General features: G+C 68.2%; 2 protein-coding genes and 1 pseudogene. All 3 read left to right on the top strand.

Features of this window, described 5'->3' with window-relative positions:
* Positions 1-197, top strand: a pseudogene (locus ACIQ6O_RS12030) (DUF58 domain-containing protein); the annotation flags it as partial.
* An 11-nt stretch (positions 198-208) separates the two neighbouring features.
* A complete protein-coding gene (locus tag ACIQ6O_RS12035; RefSeq protein WP_396208033.1) occupies positions 209-2,230 on the top strand; it encodes a BatA domain-containing protein in 2,022 nt (673 codons plus the stop codon).
* A partial coding sequence (locus ACIQ6O_RS12040) for a DUF4175 family protein (RefSeq protein ID WP_396208034.1) occupies positions 2,227-5,570 on the top strand: 3,344 nt, incomplete at its 3' end. The genes ACIQ6O_RS12035 and ACIQ6O_RS12040, both read left to right, overlap by 4 nt.

Below are 5,570 nucleotides of genomic sequence, written 5' to 3' on the forward strand. Positions count from 1 at the left end.
GCGGCAACCTGCTGCCACTCAAGCCGCGTGCGCTGCGCGAGAAGTACCAGACGCTCGTCCGTGCACATCACGACGCCTTGCAGTCGCGCTTTGCGGCTGCGGGGGCGGATTACGTGCGGCTCGACACAAGCGAACCGCTCGATCGGGCGCTGCACGCTTATCTCGACGCGCGGCTCACGCGCGGCCGCGTGCGCTGAGGCTGATACCCATGGGCTTTCTCACCTCGGCCTTTCTCGCCGGATTGGCGGCGCTCGCCATCCCGCTGTTGTTGCACTTGCGGCACCGCGATCGCGACAAGCCGGTGCCGTTCCCGTCGCTGATGTTTCTTGAGCAGCTCACCATCCGTACCGAACAGCGGCAACGGGTGAGTGACTGGCCGTTATTGCTGCTGCGCCTGCTCCTCCTCATCCTGCTCGTATTGGCCTTTGCGAGGCCGCTCCTGCGCTCGCAAAGCGTCACGGGTGCCGACAACCGCAGTCGCGCGGTCATCGTGCTCATCGATCGTTCGTTGAGCATGAGCTATGCGGGAACGTGGCAGCGAGCGCTCGATTCGGCCCGTGCCACGATCGGCCAGCTCGAGGGGAATGATCGCGTGGCGGTGGTGGCGTACGACGATGACGCGGACACGCGGCAGCGGCTCACCGGCGATCGCGGTGCGGCCACGGGAGCACTCAGCGGGCTCACCCCGCGCGCCCGCGGGACCCGCCTCGCCCCCGCACTACGGGTCGCGAGACAGTTGCTGCTCGATGCCCCGTTTTCCGCAGCGGAGATCGTAGTGATCTCTGACCTGCAGCGCTCGGGCGCCACTGGCATTGCCGGAGTCGAACTCCCCGCCGGAGTGAAGGTCCGCGCCATTCCCGTTGGCCCAGCGCAGTGGGACAACGCCTCGGTCCGGGCGGTGGACGCGCGACGTGTCGTTCAGGGCGATCGCACGCTCCTTGCGGTGAAGGCGCGCATCCAGCAACAGGGCGAGGCCACACCCCGCGCGCGCAGCGTGACGCTCGTACTCAACGGGCGCGAGGCAGCCAGCGCCGACGCACAACTCAATGCGACCGGCGAGACCGTGGTCACCTTCGAACCGGTCCCGGCACCCGAGGGTGCGGTGGCACTGCAGGTGGCGATGACGCCCGACGCGCTCGCGCTCGACGACACGCTCGTGGCCGTGGTCCCGCGCGACGACGATCTGACCGTGGCGCTGCGAGGCGCCGGGAGCGATGCGCTGTACTTCGAACGGGCGCTCGAGATTGGCCGCGCACCAGCCGTGCAGGTTGTCCGATCGGGGAATACGGCGCGAGCCGCCGTTCGCGTGTTCTGGGATGAACTCCCCGACGCGGGTACCACCGAGTGGATCGAAGAAGGGGGTGGTGCGGTCGTTGTGCTCGGCCGTCGCCTCTCCAGCCGCTCCGGAACCATCTCGCCGCTGCTACCGGTCACCCTCGCCGGTTCCGCTGATCGCTTGGCAGATCGAGGCGGAACACTCCGCGACGTACGCACGGAGCATCCACTCTTTCAGCCGTTCCGTGAGACGGACGACGCGTTGGGCGCGGTACGTCTGTTCCGCTATGCACGGGTCGATGCGTCCGCAAACGCCGATGTGTTGGCACGCTTCGACGATGGAAACGCCGCCGTGATCGAGCGGCGCATCGGGAACGGGCGCGTGATCGTACTGGCACTGCCGCTCGACAACAATGCTGGCGACTTCCCGTTGCAGCCGGCGTATCTCCCCTTTGTGCGACAACTCGTCTTGCACGCCTCCGGCCGTGACGCCGTGCCGCTCTGGCGCACCACGGGTGAGCGATGGGCGCTTCCCGGGACGATCACCGAACCGGTCGTCGAAGCGCCCGATCGATCGCTCCTGCGGCCGGCCTCGGATTCGCTGGGTGCGGCGGTCCCACTGGGCGATGCGGGGCTGTATCGCGCCTTCCGCGGCGCGGTAGGTGGTGAAGCCGAAGCGGTGCTTGCCGTGAATGTCCCCGCGAGCGAGTCCGTGCTCACGCCCATGGACACTACGGAACTCCTGCTCGGCGTGAGTACCGGCACCGACAGCCTGCGTACGACAGGTGCCGGCCCAGCGACCGATCAGGAACTCGAGCGGAGACAGTCGTCGTGGCGTGTGCTGCTGGCGCTGGCGCTGGTGGCACTGCTGGTGGAAACGATTGTGGCATCACGCGGCCGCCGCGGCAGGGCGCGGCGCGTGACACCCGCCTCGAAATCGGAGCGAGCGACATGAGCCCGGACCGTCAACTTCTCACCACTCTGGCTGCGTTGCAGCGTCAGTGGCGCTTGCGTGTCCTGGCCGAATCCGCCGTCTGGCTTGTGGTGGCCTCGGTGGCGGCGGTGCTTTGCGCGTGGATCATCGGGCAGGTCTTCGACGGCAACAGTACCGCTCCGCTCGTGGCACGCGGCGTGGGCTACCTCCTCATCGTCGCCGCGTTCGTGCGGGGGCTCATCGTGCCCCTCTCGCGCCGTAGCACCGATGAACGGTTCGCGTTGTATGTGGAGGAGCGGGAGCCGAGTTTGCGTCAGGCACTGCTCGCCGCCGTGCAGGAGGCGCACGTGCCGGAGAGCGCGCGTCCGTCGCCGTCGCTTTCCGCTCGTGTGATGTCCCGAGCGGTGGCCGCCATCAAGCCCCTCGAGGCACGCATGGCGCTTGAACGGCCTCGACTGGTGCGCGCAGGCCGGTCGCTGGCCCTCGTGTCCACAGGCGCGGCCTTGATGCTCTGGTTTGGCCCCCAGTCGCTCCGTGATGGCGCCCGCCTGCTGTTCGTGCCGTTTGGGACGGCGCAGGCCGCCGAACCCGTACGCATGCTCAACGTATCACCGGGCAACGTGAGCGTACCCCGTGGTGGCGCCATTGAAGTGGAGGCGGCGTTGGTGGGGTTCGCTGCATCGAACGCGGAGCTTGTGTTCCGCAGCGACAGCGGCGGCGATGGCGGCTGGCAACGCCTGCCCATGGCGCAGGATGCCGATTCGTCGCGCTTCCGTTCGCGGCTTTTCGACATCGTGCAGCGCACGGAATACTACGTGGAGTCGGCTGAGATCCGATCAGCCGTGTTCACGCTTACCGTGAACGATCTGCCTGCGGTGTCACGTGTCTCACTCGACCTGCGTTTTCCCGCGTACAGCGGGCTGCCAGTGGAGCACATCGACGACACAGGCGATATAGCCGCCGTGGTGGGAACGACGGTCACGGTGCGGGCCAATGTGACCCGTGCGGTTTCCGGCGGTACCCTGCGCTTTGACGATGGGCGCACCATCGCGATGACGCGACAAGGTGACAGTACTGTGGTGGGTACGTTTTCCGTGAAGAAGAGCGGCTTCTATCACGTGGACCTCACCACGACAGATGGTACGACCGTCGCCGGTGCGGTGGAGTACGTGGTGGACGCGATCCCCGACCGAGCGCCAATCGTGCGCATCGAGGAGCCGGGACGCGACACGAAGGTCACCAACACCGACGAGGTCACGATCGCTGTGCAGGCGAGCGACGATCTGGGTGTGACCAGCCTCGAACTGCGCTACCGCGTGAACGGCGGCGACGAGAAGCGTGTGAGCATTGGCGCTGGCACACGACGCCCGCGTGATGCGCGTGGCGCCCACACTCTCTTCCTCGAAGAGATGTCACTGTCACCTGGAGATCTGGTCGCGTACCACGCCGTGGCCAAGGATGGCGCGGGACTGCTGGGTACGAGCGACGTGTACTTCCTCGAGGTGCGACCGTTCGGCAAGGACTACCGGCAGTCCGACCAGCGCGCGCAGCAGCAACAGCAAGGTGGTGGCGGGCAACCACAGGGCGATTCTCCAGACGGGTTCGTCGCTCGGCAGCGGGAGGTGGTGGCCGGCACGTTCAACTGGATGCGCGACAGCGCGGGTACGAGCGACAAGCAGCGGCGCGAGAACATGACGACCCTCGCCATCGCCGAGGGGCGGCTGCGCGAAGATGTCGAGCAGCTCGCGAAGCGACTGGCCGAGCGTGGCGTGGCGGCGCAGGACTCGAACTTCGCGAAGATCCGTACCGAGCTGCAGCAGGCGTCGGTGGAGCTCAAGGCCGCCGAGGAGCAGCTGGGGCGCGTGCGTGGCAGCGATGCGCTGCCACCGGAACAGCGTGCGCTACAGCGGCTGCAGCGGGCGGAAGCGCTCTACCGTGACGTACAGATTCAGATGGGTGGGGGCGGAGGCGGTGGTGGTGGTGGTGGTGGCGGCGGCGGGCAGCAACGGGCCGAGGACCTCGCCGATCTCTTCGAACTCGAGAACGACAAGCAGCGCAATCAGTACGAAACGGTACAGCAGCAGCGTGGCAGCGACGCGTCGCAGCCGCAGGTGGACGAAACACTCGAACGTCTACGTCAGTTGGCCAGCCGCCAACAGCAGGAGAACGAGCGCCTCCAGCGTATGGCCGAGGCCATGCGCCAGCGACTCGCGCAGGAAGGTGCAGCCGGTGGGTCCGCATCATCGGGCGGGAGCTCGGGCGCCGCGGGTGGGCGTCAGCAAGGCACACCGGGTGGCGGCAACAATCAGAGCGGGGCCCAGCGCGACCTGGCGCGTCAGGCGGAAGAGGAAGCGCGTCGCCTGGAGCGACTCGCCCGAGAACAGAACGACCCCGAGCTGCAGCGTGCCGCACAGCAGCTGCAGCAGGCTGCGGACAACATGCGACGTGCCGCCACCGGGTCGTCAGCGCAGGGCAACGCGGCCCTAGAAGAACTGAATCGCGCGGCGCGCAATCTCGAGGGGGCGCGTGCGTCGGGGACCACGCGCGGCGTCCAGGCGCTCGCCGACAAGGCGCGCGAACTCGAAGAGCGGCAGCAGCAGATCCGACAGGGCGTCCAACAGCTGCAGGAGAGCGGCGCCGGCGAGCGGTCGCAGCGCCTACAGCAGCTCAATCAGCAGAAGGACAAGCTGGCCAACGATGTGCGGCAGCTGGAGAGTGAAGCCGATCGTCTGTCACGCTCGGCGCGTCGCGAGCAACCCAAGGCCGCCGGGCAGTTGAGCGGCGCGGCCGACGCGATCCGTGAGGCGCGGTTGGCCGACAAGATCGAGTTCTCCAAACAGGTGGCGCGCAGCGGCAGCGCCGAATACGCGACGACGTTCGAAGGTCAGATCGGCGAGAACATCCGCGAGGTGGCCGAGCGCCTGCGTGCCGCGCGCGGCGCGATGTCAGGGGAGAGCGCCGCACGTGGACAGGAGCGGACGCTGGAGCGCACGCGCGAACTCGTGGCCGGCATGGAGTCGCTGCGCGATCGCGTGGCGGAGCGTGCGGGACAGCAGGGGCAGCAGGGGCAGCAGGGGCAGCAGGGGCAGCAGGGGCAAGGTCAACAGCGTGACGGAGCCGCACCGGGGGCCGCGCGTGGTGGCGGTATGCCCGGGGATCGGCCGGGTCGGCAGGGCGGTCGTCCCGGTGGCGAGCCGAGCGGCGACGCCCAGCAGTTCTCGCGCGAGATGCGTCTCCGGCGCCAGACCGCCGAGGAGGTGCGGCGCGACGCCGCCGCCCAGGGGGTGAACACGCAAGAGCTCGATCGCGCGATTCAGGCGATGCGCGGACTCGAGAACACCGGCGCCTTCGGCGACCCGAA

Source organism: Gemmatimonas sp., from assembly GCF_044345575.1.
Classification (GTDB): domain Bacteria; phylum Gemmatimonadota; class Gemmatimonadetes; order Gemmatimonadales; family Gemmatimonadaceae; genus Gemmatimonas.

What these genes read in the sequence shown, in the direction of transcription:
- ACIQ6O_RS12035 (WP_396208033.1), top strand. Translation starts at nt 209, where the DNA reads ATGGGCTTTCTCACCTCGGCCTTTCTCGCCGGATTGGCGGCGCTCGCC.